12 protein-coding genes and 1 pseudogene are annotated in these 20,477 nt (G+C 72.7%); 12 read left to right on the forward strand and 1 reads right to left on the reverse strand.

Annotation, left to right across the window (positions count from 1 at the left end; translation table 11 throughout):
- The first annotated feature begins 643 nt into the window (after window positions 1-643).
- The 11 genes from ACFWJW_RS08265 (at window position 644) to ACFWJW_RS08315 (ending at window position 16,305) form a co-directional block, all read left to right on the forward strand.
- Entirely contained in the window at window positions 644-919 is a 276-nt protein-coding gene (locus ACFWJW_RS08265) for a hypothetical protein (protein WP_387236651.1), read from the forward strand.
- A 310-nt stretch (window positions 920-1,229) separates the two neighbouring features.
- Window positions 1,230-1,799 carry a 2Fe-2S iron-sulfur cluster-binding protein gene (locus tag ACFWJW_RS08270; RefSeq protein ID WP_387236653.1) on the forward strand — a complete coding sequence of 190 codons (570 nt, stop codon included), beginning with the start codon at window positions 1,230-1,232 and terminating at the stop codon, window positions 1,797-1,799.
- Window positions 1,796-2,779: an FAD binding domain-containing protein gene (locus ACFWJW_RS08275; protein ID WP_387236655.1), complete on the forward strand. Its 984-nt coding sequence runs from the start codon at window positions 1,796-1,798 to the stop codon at window positions 2,777-2,779. The genes ACFWJW_RS08270 and ACFWJW_RS08275 overlap by 4 nt, the downstream gene beginning before the upstream one ends.
- A 9-nt stretch (window positions 2,780-2,788) precedes the next feature.
- Window positions 2,789-5,017, forward strand: a complete 2,229-nt coding sequence (locus ACFWJW_RS08280; protein WP_387236657.1) for a molybdopterin cofactor-binding domain-containing protein — start codon at window positions 2,789-2,791, stop codon at window positions 5,015-5,017.
- 280 nt (window positions 5,018-5,297) lie between these two features.
- On the forward strand, window positions 5,298-7,271 hold the full coding sequence (locus ACFWJW_RS08285; RefSeq protein WP_387236659.1) for a hypothetical protein: 1,974 nt from the start codon (window positions 5,298-5,300) through the stop codon (window positions 7,269-7,271).
- Window positions 7,264-8,904 (forward strand): SagB family peptide dehydrogenase, encoded by a 1,641-nt coding sequence (locus tag ACFWJW_RS08290; RefSeq protein ID WP_387236661.1) that lies wholly within the window; start codon window positions 7,264-7,266, stop codon window positions 8,902-8,904. Before ACFWJW_RS08285 ends, ACFWJW_RS08290 begins: the two co-directional genes overlap by 8 nt.
- Window positions 8,905-9,118: 214 nt before the next feature.
- Complete coding sequence (locus tag ACFWJW_RS08295) at window positions 9,119-9,301, forward strand: hypothetical protein (RefSeq protein WP_086715359.1); 183 nt, start codon at window positions 9,119-9,121, stop codon at window positions 9,299-9,301.
- 80 nt (window positions 9,302-9,381) lie between these two features.
- A complete protein-coding gene (locus tag ACFWJW_RS08300; protein ID WP_387236663.1) occupies window positions 9,382-11,415 on the forward strand; it encodes a TOMM precursor leader peptide-binding protein in 2,034 nt (677 codons plus the stop codon).
- A gap of 56 nt (window positions 11,416-11,471) precedes the next feature.
- Window positions 11,472-14,090: a lantibiotic dehydratase gene (locus tag ACFWJW_RS08305; protein WP_387236665.1), complete on the forward strand. Its 2,619-nt coding sequence runs from the start codon at window positions 11,472-11,474 to the stop codon at window positions 14,088-14,090.
- The gene (locus ACFWJW_RS08310; RefSeq protein ID WP_387236667.1) at window positions 14,087-15,118 is read left to right on the forward strand and encodes a lantibiotic dehydratase C-terminal domain-containing protein; all 1,032 of its coding nucleotides are present in this window, start codon (window positions 14,087-14,089) and stop codon (window positions 15,116-15,118) included. The genes ACFWJW_RS08305 and ACFWJW_RS08310 overlap by 4 nt, the downstream gene beginning before the upstream one ends.
- Window positions 15,115-16,305, forward strand: a complete 1,191-nt coding sequence (locus ACFWJW_RS08315) for a thiopeptide maturation pyridine synthase (RefSeq protein WP_387236669.1) — start codon at window positions 15,115-15,117, stop codon at window positions 16,303-16,305. Before ACFWJW_RS08310 ends, ACFWJW_RS08315 begins: the two co-directional genes overlap by 4 nt.
- A gap of 20 nt (window positions 16,306-16,325) precedes the next feature.
- Here the strand turns inward: ACFWJW_RS08315 and ACFWJW_RS08320 are convergent, their stop codons facing one another.
- The gene (locus ACFWJW_RS08320; protein ID WP_387236671.1) at window positions 16,326-19,199 is read right to left on the reverse strand and encodes a LuxR C-terminal-related transcriptional regulator; all 2,874 of its coding nucleotides are present in this window, start codon (window positions 19,197-19,199) and stop codon (window positions 16,326-16,328) included.
- An 845-nt stretch (window positions 19,200-20,044) separates the two neighbouring features.
- On the opposite strand from ACFWJW_RS08320, the pseudogene ACFWJW_RS08325 reads away from it, so the two are divergent.
- Window positions 20,045-20,449: pseudogene (locus tag ACFWJW_RS08325) on the forward strand (M1 family aminopeptidase); the annotation flags it as partial.
- Between the last annotated feature and the right edge of the window lie 28 nt (window positions 20,450-20,477).

Here is a 20,477-nt window from a genome sequence, read left to right on the forward strand (position 1 = left end):
AACCTCATGACCCGCCGCCTCGCACACGAGACCACACCCAACTGGCGTGAGAGCTAGACCCAATGAAACAGACATTGAAGAACCAAACGCTCACTAAGGCATAACTGAGCAAGTACGCCCTTTCCGGTCGACTTACGTGGACGCGTCGGGAGGAAAGACCCGGAGCCTGGTGCCGTACCCGGGCCGCGTGTGGACGGAACCTGGCAGGAATACCTCGTCGCCCAGACACGAGGACTCCTGCCGGTCCCCGACCCTCTGAGCGACTCCAGCGCCGGTCAGCTCGCCGTCAACCCGTTGGCCGCGCTGCTCTTCGTGACTCGCGAACTCGACGTACAGCCGGGACGAACCCGAACCTCCGACCACCGTCTGGCGCAGCTTCAAGAACGACCGCTCCTACCTCTACGACCTCCGGCCCCTCGCCCCCGAAGCATGATCCGCCGGACGGTGCCCAGGTGCCGCAGGGGGCCCAGCAGCCCATGCCTCCGCCCCCGTCCACAGTCGCCGCCGGCCCCGGGGACCAGGGCGTTCACCCGTTCGGCCGTCTGCACAATGCGTCACGACAGGTCTCCGGCCGATGCTGCTGTCAAACCCAGCGCAATGGAGTGGTACCGGTGATGCCAGTGGCCGACGACTGGCTGGTCCCATGGGTCGCCCAGGCGCACTCAGCCCTCGAAGGGGGCCGCTGGCCGGATTCCTCGCCGACCTCGCCACCGCCGCCCCCGCGCTGGGCCGGGCCACGGCGCACATCATCAGCCTCCCCGTACGGCCGGCCGCAGTCGCGCTGCGCACGTCCCCCAAGATCCTCACCGCGGCCTTGACCCAGCTCAGCGCGCCCGGCCTGCTCACATGCTCCTTCGACGGCGACCCCCACGCCGCACACGCCACGATCACCCTGCTGCCCGTCAGCACATCGCCGTGATCATGAGGCAAGCGCGCACGGTCAGATCGCGGTGCTCGGACTCGGCGGCCTGCGCATTCCCCCGCAGGCGTGGCGATGAGGGCCTGCCTCGAAGGTGGTGCGAAGCCGCTGCTGCCGATCGTGTGGGTGCCCGTTCGCACTGTCCGCCTGCCGGCGAAGGTCCTACACCTCGGCGGTAACGCGGACGCCGAAGGAACCGTCGCGGTGCGAGAGTGGTCCTTCTGCGAGACCCTGGGAGCCAGGGAGCGCGCCCGGCCGCGGAAACATCTACCCAGCGTGACACCGCACCCAGTGAGAAGGGCGGGCTGTGATGAGCGAGGCGGATACGGGCGCCGAGGGGCCTGGGCAGGGCGGGACGGCTCCGCTCTCGGCGATCGAATTGCGTGTGAATGGTCAGGTGCAGCGGCTTGAGGTGGATCCGCGGACCTCGCTGCTCGATGCGTTGCGTGAACATCTGCGCCTGAGCGGCACCAAAAAGGGGTGTGACCACGGGCAGTGCGGCGCCTGCACCGTGCTGATCAACGACCGGCGCGTCAACTCCTGTTTGACGCTCGCCGTCATGCACGAGGGCGACGAGGTGGTGACGATCGAGGGTCTGGGCGAGCCTGATGACCTGCATCCCATGCAACGCGCCTTCGTCGATGGTGACGGCTTCCAATGCGGCTACTGCACTCCTGGCCAGATCTGTTCTGCTGTCGGCATGCTGGCCGAGGTGGAGGCGGGCTGGCCCAGCCACGCCACCACTGATGTCGCCTCGCCGCAGATCGCGTTGACCGACGAGGAGATCCGCGAGCGGATGAGCGGCAACATCTGCCGGTGTGCCGCCTATCCCAACATCGTCGCGGCCATCCGCGGCATCGCGCAGGGAGGCCCTGTATGAGGCCCTTCACCTACGAGCGACCGACGGACGCACAGGCTGCCGTCACCGCGGTGTCCACCGCCGGCGCGAAGTTCATCAGTGGCGGCACCAATCTGCTCGACCTGATGAAGCTCGACATCGAGCATCCCAGCCACCTGGTCGACATCAGCAGGCTTCCGATGCGGGCCATCGAGGAGTTGCCGGACGGCGGACTGCGCATCGGTGCCCAGGCGGTGAATTCCGATGTGGCCGCCGATGCCCGGGTACGCACCCGCTATCCCGTGCTGTCGCAGGCGCTGGTGTCCGGCGCCTCGGGCCAGTTGCGCAACAAAGCCTCCACCGGCGGAAATCTGTTGCAGCGCACTCGCTGCCCCTACTTCTACGACACGGCTGCGGGCTGCAACAAGCGGGATCCCGGATCCGGTTGTTCGGCGATCGGCGGATTCAACCGGATCCATGCGGTTCTCGGCGCCAGCGACTCCTGCATCGCCACCCACCCCTCGGACATGGCCGTCGCGATGACGGCACTGGAGGCGGAGATCGAGCTGCTCGACGCCGATGAGTCGGTACGCCGCGTCGTCATCACGGACTTCTACCGGCTGCCTGGCGACACCCCGCACATCGAGACCGTACTGCGGCCCGGCGAGATGATCACGGGCGTGCTCCTGCCCCCTCCCCCGCCGGGCCGGCAGCTTTACCGCAAGGTGCGCGACCGGGCGTCGTACGAGTTCGCGCTGGTGTCCGTGGCGGCTGTCGTGTCGACCGACCGAGGAATGGTCAGCGACGTGCGGGTGGCATTCGGTGGTGTGGCGCACAAGCCGTGGCGGTCCTTCGAGGCGGAGGCCGCGCTGGTGGGCCGTCCCGCCACGATGGCTGCCTATCGCGCCGCCGCCCAGGCCGCGATGCGCGACGCAGTGGGCCAGGGGCACAACGACTTCAAGATCGAGCTGGCTCGGCGCACGCTGTGCCGCACGCTGGCACAAGCGGCCCGGTCGAGCTGAGGAGGCAAGATGCTCGGGCAGCCTTTGAACCGCGTTGACGGCCCTTTGAAGGTGTCCGGCCGGGCCACCTATGCCTACGAGTACTGGGAGGCCGGCCAACCGCTCTACGGTGTCATCGTCGGGGCGACGATCGGCAAGGGCCGCATCACCCGTATCGACACCGAGAAGGCCGAACGCGCGCAGGGCGTACGTCTGGTGATGACGCATCACAATGCGCCGGCGCAAGGTGTCCGTGATGAGTCGGTTCAATTCGAATACTGGCGCGCCCAGCCGGTGCTGACCGGCCCGGACATTCACTATTACGGCGAGCCGGTGGCACTCGTCGTGGCCGCGGCCTTCGAGCAGGCCCGAGCGGCGGCCGATCTCCTTGAGGTGGAGTACGCCGTCGGGCGGGGGCGTTTCGACTTCGCTGCGGACGACGACGAGACCTACATCCCGAAAGTGGTGAATGCCGGGTTCCCCACCGATACCGCGGTCGGCGATTTCGATGCCGGATTCAGTGCCGCTGACGTGCGGGTCGACCAGCGCTACACGACGCCGTACGAGTTCTCGATGCCGATGGAACCGCACGCGTGTCTGGTGGCACCGCGTGGCGAGGACCTGACCGTCTACGTCAGCTCCCAGATCGTCGATGCGGCACGGGCCTCGGTCGCCGCCACGCTGCGCATCGCCCCTGAGCGGGTGCACATCGTCACCCCCTTCGTCGGCGGGGGCTTCGGCTCCAAGCTGGGCATTCACGCCGAGACGATCCTGGCGGCGCTGGCCGCCCGTGTGCTGGGCCAACCGGTCAAGGTCGCGTTGACCCGGCAGCAGATCTTCCAGCTCGTCGGCATGCGCCCCACGACGAGCCAGCGGGTTCGACTGGGAGCGGGGCGCGACGGACGGCTGACGGCCATCGCCCATGACGTCACCATGCACACCAACCCCGACCTGGAGTTCGCCGAGCAGACCGCCGCCACCACCCGCAGCCTCTACGCGGCGCCCCACCGGTTGACCAGCCACCGGCTCACGCCGCTCGATCTGCCGCGCGGGTCGGACGTCCGCGCGCCGGGCGAGGCGCCGGGCCTGCTGGCGGTCGAGTCGGCGGTGGACGAGCTGGCCCATGCACTCGGGATGGACCCGGTCGAGCTGCGGATCCGCAACGAGCCCACCGTCGATCCGGAGCGGGACGTGCCGTACAGCGACCGTCATCTGGTCGACTGCCTGCGCGACGGGGCGCGCCGGTTCGGCTGGGAGCGGCGGCCCACCACACCAGCGAGTCTGCGCGAGGGACGGTGGCTGGTCGGCTACGGCGTGGCCGCCGCCATCCGCGGGCATTTCCAAGGGCCGACAGCGGTGCGGGTGCGGCTGGAGGCGGACGGGACCGCCGCCGTCGAGACGGACATGACCGACATCGGCACGGGTACTTACACCATCCTGACCCAGGTCACGGCCGACGGGCTCGGACTGCCGGCCGACCGGGTGCGGGTGGAGCTCGGGCGTTCCGGGCTTCCCTCCAGCTGGGGGTCCGGTGGCTCGTGGGGCGCCGCCAACTCGACCGCCGCGGCACATCGGGCGTGCGCGGCCCTGCGGGAGAAGCTGCTGGTCGCGGCGTGCGGCGACCCGCGCTCTCCGCTGTGCGGCCTGGACCCGGCAGACGCCCGGTTCGCCGACGGCAGCGTGCGCATCGGTGGCGCGTCCCAGGCGCTGAGCGAGATCGTCGCACGCAGCCATCCCGAAGGTATGGCTGCGGAGGGCGAGATCCGCTTCATGGGCGACGATCCGAACTACGCGGCGTACTCGATCCACACTTACGGCGCCCATTTCGCCGAAGTGGGGGTCGACTCGGACACCGCCGAGATCCGCCTGCGGCGCATGCTGGGCGTGTTCTCGGTGGGTCGCGTGCTCAATGCGAAGACGGCGCGATCGCAGTTGATCGGCGGCATGATCTGGGGAGCCGGCGCGGCCCTTGAGGAAGAGGCCGTTGTCGACTCGCGATCCGGTGCCTTCGTCAACCGGGATCTCGCGCAATATCTGGTTCCGGTCCATGCGGACATCCCCGACGTCGACGCCGTCATACTCGACGGGTACGACGACAAGGCCAACCTCCTGGGTGCGAAGGGCGTCGGTGAGCTGGGCATCTGCGGGGCCGGCGGGGCGGTCGCGAACGCGGTGTTCAACGCCACTGGACTGCGGGTGCGCGAATTCCCCATCACGATCGAGAAGGTGCTGGCCGGGCTACCGCTTCTGGATGTGTGACTCCGTGCCGTCCACCATTGGGGCGAATGGCAATTTTGGGACATCTTAGCGAGCGGCCCGCTCTCCGTTCGGGCGGCAGCTCGCGCGAAGCGGTGCCCTTTCCCATCCGAAAACCGCAATCACGGCGGCGGAAACCTGCGGTAGATCCTGTGGCTCGACCGTGAAGACAGGGGTTCGGGGCGCCCCGATACTCGGCTGGGCCCCGACCGACAGGTTCCGCCTCCGGGGCCGATGACGCATCGGCGCCGGGGTGGCGGAGGCCCGACCCCGAAGGCGGATGATGCGCCCGCGACTCAAATCCGATGTGCTGTACGTGCCGACGGGTGACGGCGTCCACGTCTTCGGTGCCGGTGCCGACCTCGCCCTGCGGGGCAGGTCCGCCTATCAGTGGCTGGACCGGCTGGCGCCACATCTCGACGGTTCGGCCGAGCTCGACGACCTGGTCGGGCGGCTGCCCGACGACAAGCGGCAGGCCGTGTACGCCCTGGTGGGTCAATTGCACGCCGCCGGCTGCCTGATCGATGCGGGGGAGGATCTGCCGCACCGGCTCACGCCGCAGGAGCTGGAGACGTACGCGTCCGAGATCGCGTTCATCGAGTACCACGGCGACTCCGCGGCGCGGCGGTTCGAGACCTATCGTGACAGCGAGATCGCGGTGGTCGGTGCGGGCCCCGTGTTCGTCTCGCTGGTCTGCTCGGCGCTGCGCTCCGGGGTGCGGCAGCTGCGAGCCGTGTGTACGGAGCAGGCCGTCACCAACGCCGAGCGTCAGGCGGAGCTCACGGCCGAAGCCGCCACGCGGGATCCGGAGCAGATGTGCCGTCAGATTCCCTATGAGGAAGGGAACTTGGAGCGGCTTGTCGACCAGGTGGACGCGGTGATTCACGTCGCGGAGGGTACCGGCGCCGACCGGGCCCTGCGGCTCGATGAGCTGTGCCGGAACGCGGGCACCCTGCTGGTGCAGGGGCTGGTGGTGGACGATGTCGCATGGCTGGGGCCGGCCGGAGCCGACTGGCGATCGGCGTGGTTGCGGCTCGACGCCCGCGGGCCGTTCCGGCCGAACGCCTTCCTCACCGGGCCCGCCGCCGCGGTGGTCGCCGCGCACTTGGGACTTGCGGCGTTCACCGCACTCACCGGCATCGTCGCCGCCACGGAAGCCGCGGAGGGTGCGCGGAGAGTGACGCGGATCGATCTGGAGACCCTGCGCACCTCGACACATGCGTTTCTGCTGCACCCGGCGGCGGCCCCGGCCCGTCCGGAGACGCGGGAGGAGTTCACCCGGCGCATCGAACGGCTCGGTGCCGCGGCACCGCTGGACGAGGACACGTTCTCCCGGCGCGCGGCCCGTTGCTTCGACCCGTACGTCGGGGTGCTGCGCGCCCTCGACGAGGGGGAGTTCACCCAGGTGCCGCTCCATGTGACCGAGGCGGTGCCGCGCGCGGAGGGCGCAGCGCCGGTGCACGGGGCGGGGACGGGCTTTGCCGCGGCACGCCGGGACGCCGCGCTGCGCGGGCTCGCCTCGTACGCGGCGCACCACCACGACGAGCGCCGCTACGGGCCCGGTGGCACCGTGTGGGGGTGGTCCCCCGACGAGCGGCGCGCGGAGGCGGTGGCGGCGTGCCGGGTGTTCACCACGGACCACGAGGCCGGCGTGGCCGCCCGGCTCAGCTGGGACGAGGGCGTGGCGGACGGCCTTGCCCAGCAGTGCGTGCGCCTGGCGCTGCGCGATGTGGCGGAGGGGCGGTCGCGGCCTCGGCCCGTGCGGCTGAGGCCCGACGCCCTGGCCCCCGGCGAACGGCGTCTCCTCGATCTGCTGTCTGCCTCGCGTGGCTCGGTCGAGGTGGCGGACATCGGCGAAGCGCTGGGGGTACCCGTCCTCGCCTGGTGGCAGAGTGGCCGCCCGGCCGCCGTGACGTGCGGGGAGGCGGCGGTCGTCGAGGGGCTCCGCGCCGTCCTGCTCGACCGTCAGTCGGTGATGACCGGCGAATCCGCCTACGCACCGGCCCGGTGGGGACGGCTCGGCGCGCCTGTCACCGGCGACGAGAGCGCCGAGTTGCCGGTGCCGGCCGGGCCCGGACGGATGGTCGAGGCGCTGCGGTCGCGCGGGGCGCGCCCGCTCGTGGTACCGCTCGACCACGATCCGGCGGTTAACGAGGTGCTGCCCTTCGTCGTGCGCGTCGTCATCGCCGACGAGGCCAGGGACGAGGACGGTCCGGCGGGAGCGGAGCGGCGGGCGGAGGCCCGGGGCGATGCGTAGCGCCACGGCCGGGCAGCAAGGTTCCGTCGGCCTGCGGTTCTGGTGGCGGACCTTCGAGGGGGTCCAGGACCTCTTCGCCGAGGGCCACGGCGAGGAGGGCGGCCCGGACGACCCGCTGCCGGTCAAGACGTACCGCGGGCTGCCCCGTCACGCACTTCCCGAGCCGGCCCGGCGGATCGGGGACGCGCGCTGGTCCTTCGCCGCGTTCCGTGACGCCCACCCGCAGGGCGCGCCCACCCTCGGCGTCCTGGACCGGCGCGCGCTCTCCGCGCTGCTGTACTGGACGTACGGGATCGGCCGGATCGAGCTCGGTCCGCATGCCGTGTGGCCCTACCACCGGATGGTCGCCTCCGCGCGCTGTTTCCACCCCGTGGAGCTGTACGTGTGGCTGGCGCGTCCGGCGGGTGAACTGCCCGCCGGGTGCTACCACTACCACCCGGCGCACCACTCCCTGACGCTGCTGCGCGCGGGCGGTGTGCCGGACGCGGTGCGCATCGGCGCGGGAGTGGACGCGGAGGCCGGACTCCTGGTGGCTTCCGCCTGGTTCCGCAAGACCGCGTTCCGCTACCGGGACTACGCCTACCGGCTGTGCGCGCAGGAAGCGGGGATGACGGCCGGGAACGCGCTGCTGGCCGGTGCCGCGCTCGGGCTCCGCGCGCGGGTGCACCACCGCTTCGACGATGCGGTGGTCAACCGCGCGCTGGGGCTCGACGGGAGGGAGGAGACGGCATTCGCCGTGCTCGACCTGGCGCCGGCCAGGGAGACGGCGCCGGCGCGTGTCGGACCGCCTCAACAGCCGCTCGGGCCGTACGAGTTACCGGATATCCAGCCCGTTCATGTGCGGACCAGTCGCACGTCCGACGGCGCGTGGTCCGGTCTGACCGCGCTCGACCTCGCCGCCCGGCTCGCGGGGCCCGGTGCGCCCGTCGCCCCCGACGACTTTCGTCCGCCCGACGACCTTCGTCCGCCCGTCGAGGCGGCGGCCCCGGGCGGCGTCCTCGGGCTCGCGGGGCCGGAGCCCGGGGCCGGTGGGGTGGAGCTGGCCGCCGCGCTGCGGGCCCGGGACTCGGGCGGACGGATGTTCCTCCCGGACGCCCGGCCCGTGGCCTTCACACGACTGGCGTCGGCGCTGCGGTATGCGCTGGAGCCCGTTTCGTCCGACCATACGGAGGCACCGTGCCGCCCTCTCGTGGGGGCCTATGTCCTCGTGCTGGGCACGGACGGGGCCTCCCCCGGGCTGTACCGGTTGGCCGCCGGCACGGGGCCGCCCGCGCTGCTGCGGCTGCCGGCGCGGGACTGGCGCGCCGTGGTCGGCATGCTGTGCGACCGGACGCCGGCGGTGAACGCGGCGAAGGCCGGCGCCGTCGTGTTCCTCACCGCCGACCGGCTGGCCGGGGACCGGTGGTTCGGGGCCCGCGGCTACCGCGTCCTCCACCAGGAGGCAGGGATCGTCGCCCAGCGGGTCAGCGTGCTCGCCGCCGCGGCCGGGCTGTCCGCACGGATCACCAACGGCTACCACGACGGGATGGTCAGGGACCTGATCGGCCTGGACGCCGCCCAGGTGCCGGTGTTCACGCTCATCCTGGGCCGCCGCCGGCCCACCGCCCAGTACGAGCCGGAGCTGATCTGGTGAACCGCACCTGCGGTGCCTCGCGGGACGGACCACGGCCGGCCTGTGGTGGTCCGCTGCCGCACCCGCAGCCCCGTACTGCGGCCGGACTTGCGGTCGGCCCTGCGGCCGGTCCTGCGGCCGGACCGTGAAGACACCGCACGCTCGCGGACCGCAGGATGCGGAGCAGCCAGTGACTGGCCAACTTCTCATCCAGCCAAGGAGAAAGGGGATCGCGATGCAGGACAAACTCGTCCTCGACCTCGCCGACCTCAGTGCGGACGAACTGGAGATCCTGCCGACCTCGCCGGGCGAGAGCCTGGAGGCCGTGAACGTGGGCCACGCCATGGTCGAGATCGGCGCATCCAACTGCACGTCCAGGGGTACCCCGGCGAGCTGCTGTTCCTGTTGCTGCTGCTGAACCGAGCGGCAGCACGGTCGCGTTCGGCGGGCCCCGCGCCCGCCGGACGCGGCGTCCCGGCGAACGACGAGGATGTGACGTTGACCGACGCAGCGACAGCCGCCCACACCGGACGGCTCGCCGAAACCCTCCGCCCGGCCCGCCCCGCCGAACCCACGACGGCCACCGCGGCCCCCGCGGCGCCCGTCGCCGTCGTCGGCAAGGGCGTCCTCGCCTCGACGATCCGCGCCGCGCTGGCGCGTACGAACCGGCTGGTCCCGGAGGAGGACCCCGCGTGTGCCGCGGTCGTCACGGCCGAAGACGGCTGGCTGACCGCGACCGAGCCGCCGCGCCCCGACGTGCCCTGGCTGCCGGTACGGGTGGAGCTCGGCCTGCTCGTGGTCGGCCCGACGACCGTCCCGGGGCGGGCCGGCTGCGCCCGGTGCGCCCGGACGCGCCGGCAGCGGGCACTCGGCAGGGACAGCCCCCGCGCGGCCCTCCTGGCGCGGCACGGCCGGCGGCTCGCCGACCGTGCGTCACCGGTCCTCACCACCTGGGCGCGCGAGACGGCCGCCGTGCTCGTCGAGAGCGAACTGAGCGCCGCCACCGGCCGGTTGACCGATCGCGCCCTCGCCTTCCTGTCGCTGACGACCATGGCCATCGACGTGCACCCCTTCCTGCCCGACCCGGCGTGCACCTGGTGCGGCGGGCTCCCGGAGGACCGGCCACCCGTCCTCATGGAACGGCCCCGGCCCAAGCCGGACCCGGACGTCCCTCGCGTGCGCGACCTGAGGGCGGACTGGGAGGAGCTGGTCGCCCGGTACGTCGACGGGCGCACGGGACTGGTCCGGCAGCTCGACGTGCGGACCGACTACCCGTACCCGATGGTCTCCGCGCCGCTGCACCTGCCGGGCGGGGAGCAGGAGGCCGGGTTCGGCCGCGACCTGGATTACGCCGCCTGCGCCCGCACCGCGCTCGCCGAGGCCCTGGAGCGGCTGGGCGGGGCGCGGCCCGGCGGGCGCCGGACGACGGTGCGGTCCGGCTACGCGGAGGTCGCCGACCGGGCACTGTGCCCCCTGGATCTGGGCCTGTACCCGCCCGAGCGCTACGCCGAGCCGGACTTCCCCTATCCGCCGTACGACCCGGACCTGGAGCTCAACTGGGTGTGGGGACACTCCTTCGCCCGTGACGCCCCCGTCCTCGTACCGGAGGACTACGCGTATTACCGCACCCGGCACGGCAACCCGGCGGCCCGGCCCCTGGCGTACGAGGTGTCCAACGGGTGCGCGCTGGGCGGCTGCCTGGAGGAGGCGGCGCTGCACGGGCTGGTCGAACTCGCCGAGCGGGACGCGTTCCTGCTGACCTGGTACGCCCGCCTCCCCGTGCCGCGGGTCGACCTGCGGACGGTGTCCGACCCCCGCGTAGGTGCGCTCGCCGAGCGCATCCGGCAGGACAGCGGCCACCGGGTGCTGGCCTTCGCCACCACCCCCGAGCACGGCATCCCCACGGCATGGGTGATGGCTGTACATCCGAGCGGACCGGGCCGGGCCGACGAGCCCGCCGCGGTCTGTGCCGCAGGAGCGCACCTCGACCCCGAATGCGCCCTGCGGAACGGCCTGTTGGAGCTCGCGGCGAACCTGGGGTGGAACCGGGCGGCCTTCCGCGAGGAACGGGACCGCATCGCGGCGATGGTCGACGAGCCGGATCTGGTGCGCGAGATGCGGGACCATGCGCTGCTGTACTGCCACCCGGCCGCGTTCGACCGGTTCGCCTTCCTGCTCGGCGACGGCGGTGACGCCGAGGGGGGCGGCCGGTCCGTCGAGGAGGCGTTCGCGCACGCCACCTGCCGGCCGCGCGGCGCGGATATCCGCGACGATCTGGCCGAGGCGGTGGCCCGGTTCACCGACCGGGGCTTGGACGTCGTGGTGGTCGACCAGACCACGGACGAGCACCGGGCGGGTGGTCTGGCCTGCGCGAAGGTGATCGTGCCGGGGCTGCTGCCGATGACGTTCGGGCACCGGATGCGCCGCACCCACGGGCTGCCCCGGCTGCGGCGGCTCCCCACCGAACTCGGATACCGCGGGGCGCCGTTGGCCGAGGAGGAGATCAACCCGCACCCGCACCCGTTCCCGTGACGTCCCGCGCCACCCCCGCCCCCGTGTTTCCGCACCTCCCGTGACTGGAGTCGGCCATGACCGAGGACTTCACCACCCCGGACACCTTCGGCGTACGGATCGGCGGGCTGCCCGCACCCACGCTGGACGACCTGCGCTCGCCGGAGTTGTGGCGCCAGGCCGAGTCCGTGCGGGACCTGGATCGCCAACTCGACGGCCAGGCAGCCGTGTTGTCCGACAGTCTCTACGAGCAGATCGGGCGAGGGGGTTCCGCCAAACCGCTGCTGGTCGCCGTGCGGCGGGCCATTCACAATCGCCGTCCGCTCGCCGGACGGCACTGGAACGACGGCGTTCGGGCGCTGCTCCCGCAGGCGGTCGTCGACCAGGTGGACGACTGGGCGCGGCTGCGGGCCGGCCATCAGGAGGCGGTGAACCGGCTGGACGACCTGATCGGTCACCACATGCGCACCCAGCAGGTGCTGCTGCGCAAGGCGGCCGCCGATCCCGTCCTCCAGCACGGCCTCGTGCTGAGCAGTCCGGTGCTGCTCGCCGAGGTCCGCAAGTGGCTCGCGCGCCCCGACGAGCGGGCGCCGGAGCGCTCGTTGGCGCTGCGGCTCGCCAAGTACCTGGCGCGGGTGAGCATGAAGACGAGCCCGTTCAGCACCTTCACCGCCAGTGGTCTGGGGACGTGGAGCAGCGATGAAGGAGACGGGGCGTCCACCGGTCCTTGGGTGCACACGGTCGCCGAGCTGAACGTGTGGATCGTGCAACAGGTCGTCCGCGTACTCGGCAGCCGTCCCGAGCTCTCCGGGCGCGCCCGGCTGCGCCTCAACCCGAGCGCCGTGCTCACCGACGGCCGCTGGGAGTTCCTGGGCACGGGAGCCGAGGAGCCGCTGCGCACCTTGCCCGGGGCGACCGCGGTGCGGGAGTGCGTGGAGGTGGTGCGGGAGGGCCGCCCCACGCGCGAGGAAGCGGCCCGGGCCGTCGCGGACCGGACCGGGAGTGACCCGGCGACGGCCACGGCGTACCTGGCGCGCCTGGAGGAGCTGGGCCTGCTGGAGGCCGAGCGGCCCTTCGCCGACCAGACCCTCGACCATGTCGCCGAGGTGCGCTCCTGGCTGGCCGGGGCGACGAGTCCCGAGCTCGTCGGGGTCGAGCGGGAACTCGCCGTCATCGCCGACACTCTGGCCGGCTATCCGCGGCTGTCCGATCCGGCGCGGCGGGTGCGCGCCATTGGCGCCGTCGAGGAAGCCCTGCGGCGGATCAGGGACCTGGCCGGCCCGGACCGGATCAGTCTGCCCGCCAAGAACAGCGTCATCGAGAACGCCCTGGTGGCGGCACCCTTCCCCGGACCGGACCGCCGCGCATGGGAACCGGTCCTGCGGGACCTGGATGCCGTGCGGCAGTGTTACGCCGTGCTCGACCCCGGCCTGCCCGGACGGGTCGCGCTCGCCGATCTGTTCGCCGAGCGCGTCGGCCCCGGCGAGGCGGTGCCGTTCCTCACCTTCCACCGGCTGGTCCAGACATGGCTGCGCGAGGACCCCGCGTTGCCCGCGCTGCTCTCGGTCGCCGTGCACGGTTACCGGGCGATGCACCAGCACCCGCTGCCCCGGCTGGGCGAACTCGCCGCGCTGCGGGACGAACTGTGCGGGGTGGTCCGCGCGGTTCCGGCCGATGCGCAGGGTGTGGTCCGGGTCGCCCCCGAGCAACTGCTCTCGGTGGTGCGGCGCAGGCCCGCATGGATGCGGGCACCGGACTCCGTGACCTACTACGGCCAGCCGCTCGGCACCGGCTCCGCGCCCGCATTCGTGGTCAACGCCGTCAACTCCGGGCACGGCCGGGGACGGGACCGCATCCGGCGGCTCCTCACCCAGGCGGGGCTCGGCGCGGTACGGGACACGGCCGTGGACACCGCTCCCCCGCCCCCGGGCCTCCTCCATGCCGACACCTGCCGCCACTTCGGCAGCAACGTCGGGCTGCGGGCGTCCGCCGTCGCCGCGGAGATCGAGTACCCCGGAGGGCTGAGCCTGCGGCCTCCGGAGCACCGTATCCGCCTGGGCGACCTGCTCGTCCGGCACGACCCGGACCCCGGCCTGCTCAGCCTGCACACGCGGGGGCGCGCCGGTGAGGTGCGGCCCGTCCACCCCAACCTGATCGCGGAGCTGTGGCTGCCGCCCGCGCTGCGCCTGCTGATGCAGACCTTCGGCGCGACGTCCAACCTGCTGATCCCGGGGCGGCGGATGTTCGGCGACCCGTCGCTCTCCGAGGTGCGGGAGGTCCTGGCGGAGCCGCGGGTGGTCGTGGGCCGTACGACGGTCAGCCGCCGGCAGTGGGTGCTGCCGCCGGGCGCCGTGCCGAGGCGGGAGAAGGGCGAGAGCGACCGTGCGCTGCTGTTGCGACTGGTCGGGTGGCTGGCGGAGCACGGGATGCCGCAGCGCTGCTTTGTCCGCGCCCTGGACCCGCAGTCGGTGGTCAGCGGGGAGGTGTGGCGGGTCAAGTCACGCAAGCCGCTGTACGTGGACTTCGCCAACCTGCTGCTCGTCGGGGTCTTCGAGCGGCTGCTCGCCGCCGGTGCGGGGCAGGTGGTGTTCCTCCAGGAGGCCCTGCCCGGCCCCGGCGAGATGCCGGACCACGACGGCAGCGGGCCCCGGGTGACCGAATTCCTCGTCGAGATCAACGAAGGACGGACACGATGACCGTGACGAACGAGCCCGACGACGGCACCCGCCTGGACCCGACGACCGCACGGGCGGCTGACTGGGTGTGCGCGCACGTCTTCTACGACACCGACCAGGACGCGCTGCTGAACCGCTGCGTCGAGCCGGTGGTGACGGAGCTGGAGCAACGCGGCCTGATCCAGCGGTACTTCTTCCTGCGCTACTGGGAGGGCGGCCCGCATGTGCGGCTGCGGCTGCTCCCCTCCCGTGCCGGTGACCGCGCCGCCGTGGCAGAAGTGGCCGAGCATCGCCTCGGCGCGTTCCTCACGAAGTCGCCCGCCCCGGACGTCGTGGACCGCTCCCGCTTCGCGCAGGTCGCGCAGGGGCTGGCCGGGCTGGAGGGCCGCGCGGGCCATGACGACACGGTGCGGCCCAACAACACCGTGGAGTTCCTGCCGTACGAACGTGAGCACGCCGACTACGGCCGCGGCCCCGCCATCGCCGCCGTGGAGCGGCACTTCTGCGAGTCGAGCCGGCTGGCACTGTCGGTGGTGTCGGCGGGTGCCTCGGTGGAGCAGCGGGCGCTGCTCGCGTTCGATCTGGTGGTGGGCGTGTTCGCGCTGTGCGACGAGGTACGCGACCGATGGGCGCGCCACGGCGGGCCGCCGCTGCCGTTCGGAAGCGGGCCCGAAGCGGCCGATGTCGAGCCGCGCTACCGGGCCCAGCGGGAGCAGCTGCACGCGCGGGCCCGGCACACCTGGGAGCTCACGGCCCGTCCGCCCGGGAACGGTCAGCGCGGATACTGGCTGGCATCGGTGCGGCGGCTGCGCGACGAGCTGCATCGCATGGAGGAGACGGGTCAGTTCGTCGCCGAGTGGGCGGACTCGCCCCTGGCGGAGCCGCTGGACCTGGCGGCCACCGCCCACCCGGCCACCAGCCTGGTGCTGTTGCGCTGCGCCCATCTGGTGAACAACCGTCTCGGGCTCACCCTGTGGCAGGAGAACCAGCTGCGGTTCCTCGTGGGACGGGTGCTGTCCGAGCTGCCCGAGGCGCAGGGCGTCGCATGACCGGATCCGCCGGTGTTTCCTGGTACAGCCTGCATGTCCACCACCATGACGAGGCAGCGGAGCCGGAGCTGATCCTGGGGGCCGTCCGGCCGGCGTTCGCCTCGGTGGGGACCTGGGTGCAGGGCGCCTGGTTCGGCCGGCACTGGCTGCGTGGACCGCATCTCCGGCTCAACTTCCGTACGGCGGAGTCGACATGGCGTGCACAGGTGCGCCCCCGGGTGAGGGACATCGTCACGGACTACTTGCGGGCCCGCCCTTCCACCGTCCGCCTGGACTCCGCCGCGCTCGCGCCCGTGCACGAGCGGCTCGCCGAGCTGGAGATGGAGACCGGGCCTCGTGTTCCGTGGGTGGCGGACAACACCGTCGTGGAGCGTCCGTACGACCACCGGCTCCACGTACTCGGCTCGCTCCGGGCGAGCGAACTACTGGCCGGGTTCCTCTCCGATACCACCGACCTCGCGTTCCGGATGTACGAGCGGCTGCGCACCACCCCGCTGGCCGTATTGGCCCTCGACCTGATGTGGACCACGACGGCCGCGGCGGCGATCCCGTTCGAGGACGGCAGGGCCCCGATCGAGCGGGGCGTGCTGTCCCTGCGTTCGCACGCGGACGCCTTCCTGTCCCGCACCCACGATCCGGTGGCCTACCGCACCCGCTTCGACGAGCGGTTCCACCGGCAGGAAGCCGCCCTGGGCGCCCGGTTGCGGCAGGTGGAAGCGGCACTCGCGGAGCCGGACGGCACCGATCCCCCGTCGGACTCCGGGGTTGCGTTCGTGCGGGAGTGGGCGCGGGCCGTGTGCCGGCACCAGCGGATCGCGCAGCCGCTGCTCGCTTCGGGCGAGGTGTCGATGGGCGGGGCGGCGCTGGCTCCGCGCCTGCCGACACGCAAGACCAGCGAATTCCACCGGCTCCTGCTGTCCGACCACGGGCACCGGGACTTCCTCGTCGACGACGCATGGTTCGCGTCGTTCCGCCTGGTGATGAACTACCTCTACCTTCACCTCAACCGGCTGGGGCTGGCGCCCGTGGACCGCGGGCTGCTGTGCCACCTGGCGTCGCGGACCGTGGAGTCGGTGCACGGCACGTCGGCCGCCGCCAGCTTCGCACGGTACGTCGCCGGACCTGACGGGCACGAGGATCCCGCCTGGCGGCGGATCGGCGCCGAGTGGGCGGAGGGAACGCGCTGAGCCCGCTCCGGCCGCCCCGGTCAGCCGCCGCTGAAGACCTGGGCGAGCTGTCGGCGGCCCGTGATGCCCAGTTTGCGGTACGCGCCGGAGAGGTGGAACTCGACGGTGCGTACGGCGACGAACAGCCGGCCCGCGATGTCGCGGTTGGAGTGTCCGTCCTTGGCGAGGTGCAGGATCTTCCGTTCCTGAGGCGTCAGGCAGTCCAGGAGCGGAGAGGCGGAGTGCGGGGCGGCGTGAGCGGCGGACGCCGGGGGTACGGACGGCTCCGCCACGCTCGCGGGATCGGGCGCGGCGGTGGGGGTCCCGGGGAGTTCCCATGGTCCCCGACCCGTCACCCGGAGCGACCTCCAGGCGCCCTGGACGTGCCGCGCCAGCGGCTCCGCGCCGCACGCGCGGGCGAGCCGGAGGGCCGAGAGCAACGCGGCACGGGCCGCCTCCCCGCGCCCGAGCTCGGCAAGCCCGGATCCCAAGTCCGCTTGCACGAAGGCATGGTGAAGGTGGTCCGGGGACCGGGCGAGCAGCCCGGCCGCATCCGTGAGCAGGTCGATGCGCCGCTCCCCCGTCTCGGTGAGGGCCAGTGCGTGCACGGCGGTGCCGAGGGACTCCGGTGTGCCCCAGCGGCGGGCCTCCGCCACCTCGGCGCCCGCGAGTTCGGCGGCCTCCTTGCGTTCGCCCCGCGCCGCAAGGAGCCGAGCGGCTCGGGAGCGCCAGGGCAGCACCGCCGGGTTCCGCACCCCCGCCTCCTCCAGGAGGCGGCCTGCCGCGAGCAGGTCCTCCAGGGCGCGGGCGGGGTCGTCGCTCTCGTGGACCGCCGCTCGCGCGGCCAGGGCGTACGCCGAGTCCCGCCGCCACGGCAGCGGGTCCCGGTCCAGGCCGCTCTCGGCGAGCAGGGAGCGGGCCGAGCCGGGCACGCCTTTCAGGACGCGCACCTCGACCAGGGCGGCCACGCCGGTCACGGCCGAGGGGTGACCGGTCGCCGCGAAGGCGAGCAGGCGGTCGGCCAAGGGGGTCAGGGCGGCATCGGCGCCGTGGAGGTCCCCCCGGGCCAGCAGGACCGTCGCACGCAGCAACTCGATCTTGATGTGGTCCCAGCGGCCAGGGCGGGCGCCGGCAACCTGGCGCCCACGGCCACAGTGCGTCCACGCTTCGGCTACTTCGCCGGCCGCCACGAGTGCGCCGCAGGTGTGCCACAGCAGGGTGGCCGAGCCGGCCGAGCCACACCCCTCACCCCGGGGCAGGCCCTGCCGGGCGTACCGGACGGCCGCCCCCCGGTCGGCCCCGGCGTCGACTGCTTGTACCGCGCGCAGCGCCGCGAGCTCCCGGCCCGCGTTCCCCCGGTGCGGGCTCTGGAGGGTCAGGCTCCCCAGCGGATCCGCCGCCTGCGCCAGCCACAGGGGACCACGCCGGCCGGCGAACGCCTTGTGCAGCCGCAACCGCAGCTGCCAGGAGCCGTCCCCGGATGTCCGCCCGAGTCGGGCCGCGGCATCGTCGAGCACGGTGACGGCGTCCTCGGCCCGGCCGCACTCGGCCAGCACCGCGGCCAGCGCCAGCGCGTATTCGAGTACGACGCCGGGATCGTGGGACTCACAGCGGGCGGCATCCAGGAGGCGTACGGCGCGCTCCGGGTCGACGAAGGCGTCCAGCTCGGCGAGTTCCCGCCGCACGGCCGACTTCTCATGGGGACGCAGGGGTTCACGGAGGGCCGCGCGCAGGCAGCGTGCCGCGTCCTGGTGCCTGCCCTCCTGCTCCAGCTGAAGTGCGGCCCGCCACAGACTGTGCATCGCCCACTCCTTTCTCACCGGGCCGGCGGCGACCAAGTGGCGGGCGACAGTCGTCGTGGCGGCCTGCCGGTCACGCAGCAGGGCAGCCGCCCGCAGATGCAGGGCGGTCCGCGTACCGGCGGCGATGCGGCCGAGAACCATGGTTTCGAGGAGTGGATGACGGAACGCCAGCGGGGTGTGATTGGCGAGGAGACAGGCGTCGACGAGCTGGTCGACGGCGCCGAGCGCCTCCTCGACGGTCAGGCGGGCCAACTCGGCGCTGTCCACGACCTCAGCGCCGCCGCCGAGCACCGCGACCGCCCGCGCGAGCGCCAGCGCCGAGGCGCTCAGCGGCGCCAGCCACCGGTCGGCTCCGGTCAGGGCGCCCGACGCGGCGGTGGTGCGCAGCGCGTCGACGCTGGGCGCGCTGCCGGTGTGCGGCGCCAGCAGGGCGTGCAGGAGGGCGGGATTGCCGCCGGTGAACTCGCCGCACACCTCGGCGGTTCGCGCATCGAGGCGGACGCGGCACCGTGCGGCGGCGGCTTCGGGCAGGTCATGCGTGCCCAGCCCCGGCAGGTCGATGGGCTCGGCAGCAGCGAGGAGTGCGGTGCCGGGCTCGTCGTGGGTGCCGTTCGCGGGGCCGGAGACAGCCCCGGCCCCGGCGCCGCAGATGCGGACCGTGAGCACGATCGCCAGGGGCGCGCCCGGCAAGGTCCGGGACAACTCCAGCAACCACCGCAGCGACCAGCCGTCGACCTGGGCCATGTCGTCCACGCACAGGGCGACCGGGGTGTCCTGCTCCGTCGGCACCGCGACAACCGGCCCCCCGAGATCATTGCCGGGCGGTGTCCGGTGCGGGATCTCCACGAGTTTCCCGTCGCCGGCTCGTAGTTGGGCGATGAGCCGGTCGGCTGCCGCGTACGGACGGTCCTCCGTCCCCGTCCCGCGCACCACTGCGACGCGGAACCCCGCCGCGGACGCTTCCACCCGGAAGGCGTCGAGCAGCGTCGACTTGCCCGCTCCCGGCTCGCCACGGACGACCGCGACGACGGGGCCGCGGTCTCTGCGGGACTGTTCGAGCACCGCCCGGAGTCGCCTCGTCTCGCTCCTGCGGCCGATCTCCCCGAGCGCCATGAGCCCCTCCCGATCGCCGACCGTCGTGCACCGCTCTTCGTGCCGAGCCGACGGTCAGTTCACCGGTCACGGAATCCGCATGACGCACATACTTAGGCATTCGTCTTGAAAAAGACCCCTTATGGCAGGATGTCGAGATCTCAGCACTCACCCGAAGGAAGGCCGGCGCGTACTCCCCATCGACGGACGCGAAACCGGCCACCGCGGCGACCAAGACGCCGTCCCCACAGCACGAGCCACACAGGCCCAACCCACTCCCGGTAGCGCGAACTGCCCCTTGAGAGCGCTCTCTTAGAACAGGAGCATGCGCGGCACAAATTCAGACCGACAAGCCACCCAAACGGCCATGGCGTCATTTCGGCCGCCGCCGGCGGCCCTTGTGGGATACCGGTGCCGGCTCCAGGGCCCCACGAGACATCGGAAGGCCGACCGGCGCTCTCCGCGCGATGCCTAATGGTGAACGACGGGACACCGGTGCGGGGGACGCGCCCCGTGGGTGCCCGCGTCCCCTCCTGCGCCGCGTGTCAGGGAACGGCTGGATACCGTCGCGAGGCACGCCGAGCGGGGGCTGCGCGGCGGCCCTTGTCGACGCCGAGGCTGCGCTCTTCCTCAAGGAGGAGCCGATCGGCCCGGGTGACCGGGTGATGGCGGGGCTCTCGGTCGCCTTCGACGCCTCCTGCGAGGAGATGTGGCTCGCCTGGCGGCACGGCGCCTGTCTGGTGCCCACGACGCGTGCCCAGGTGCGTGACGGAGCCGGCCTCGGCCCGTGGCTCGCCGAGGACGACGAACAGATCAAGCTCGGCGGCCGGCGGATCGAGCTCGGTGAGGTGGACGCGGCCCTCCAGGAGTACGCGGAGTGGCTGTGGTCGGAGCACGCGGGAGGCCGGACGGCGGCCGCCCACGCCGCCGCCGCGCACCACGTGCTGGCTGAGCTCCCACAGGATCTGCGGCCGGCCGACCCGGGCCGGCAGCTGATGTTCGACGACCGGCTCTACCAGCGGGGAGGGCTGACGGTCCATGCGCTGCGCTGCGCCCTGGGCGAGGACGCCTTCTTCCGCATGCTCAAGGACTGGACCGGGAGGCATCGCCACGGCGCCGTGAGCACCGCCGACTTCACCGCGCACGCCCAGCGGTACGCGGCCGCCCCCCTCGACGAACTCTTCGACGCCTGGCTACGAGAGCCCTCCCTGCCCCCACTACCGCCGCGGCCCACGGCCCCCCACCGTTCCGCGGACCTGCCGGCCAACCCACTGCCGCAAGACTGTCGGCCACGGCGCC

The organism is Streptomyces sp. NPDC127097 (assembly GCF_042724075.1).
In the GTDB taxonomy this organism is placed as follows: Bacteria; Actinomycetota; Actinomycetes; order Streptomycetales; family Streptomycetaceae; genus Streptomyces.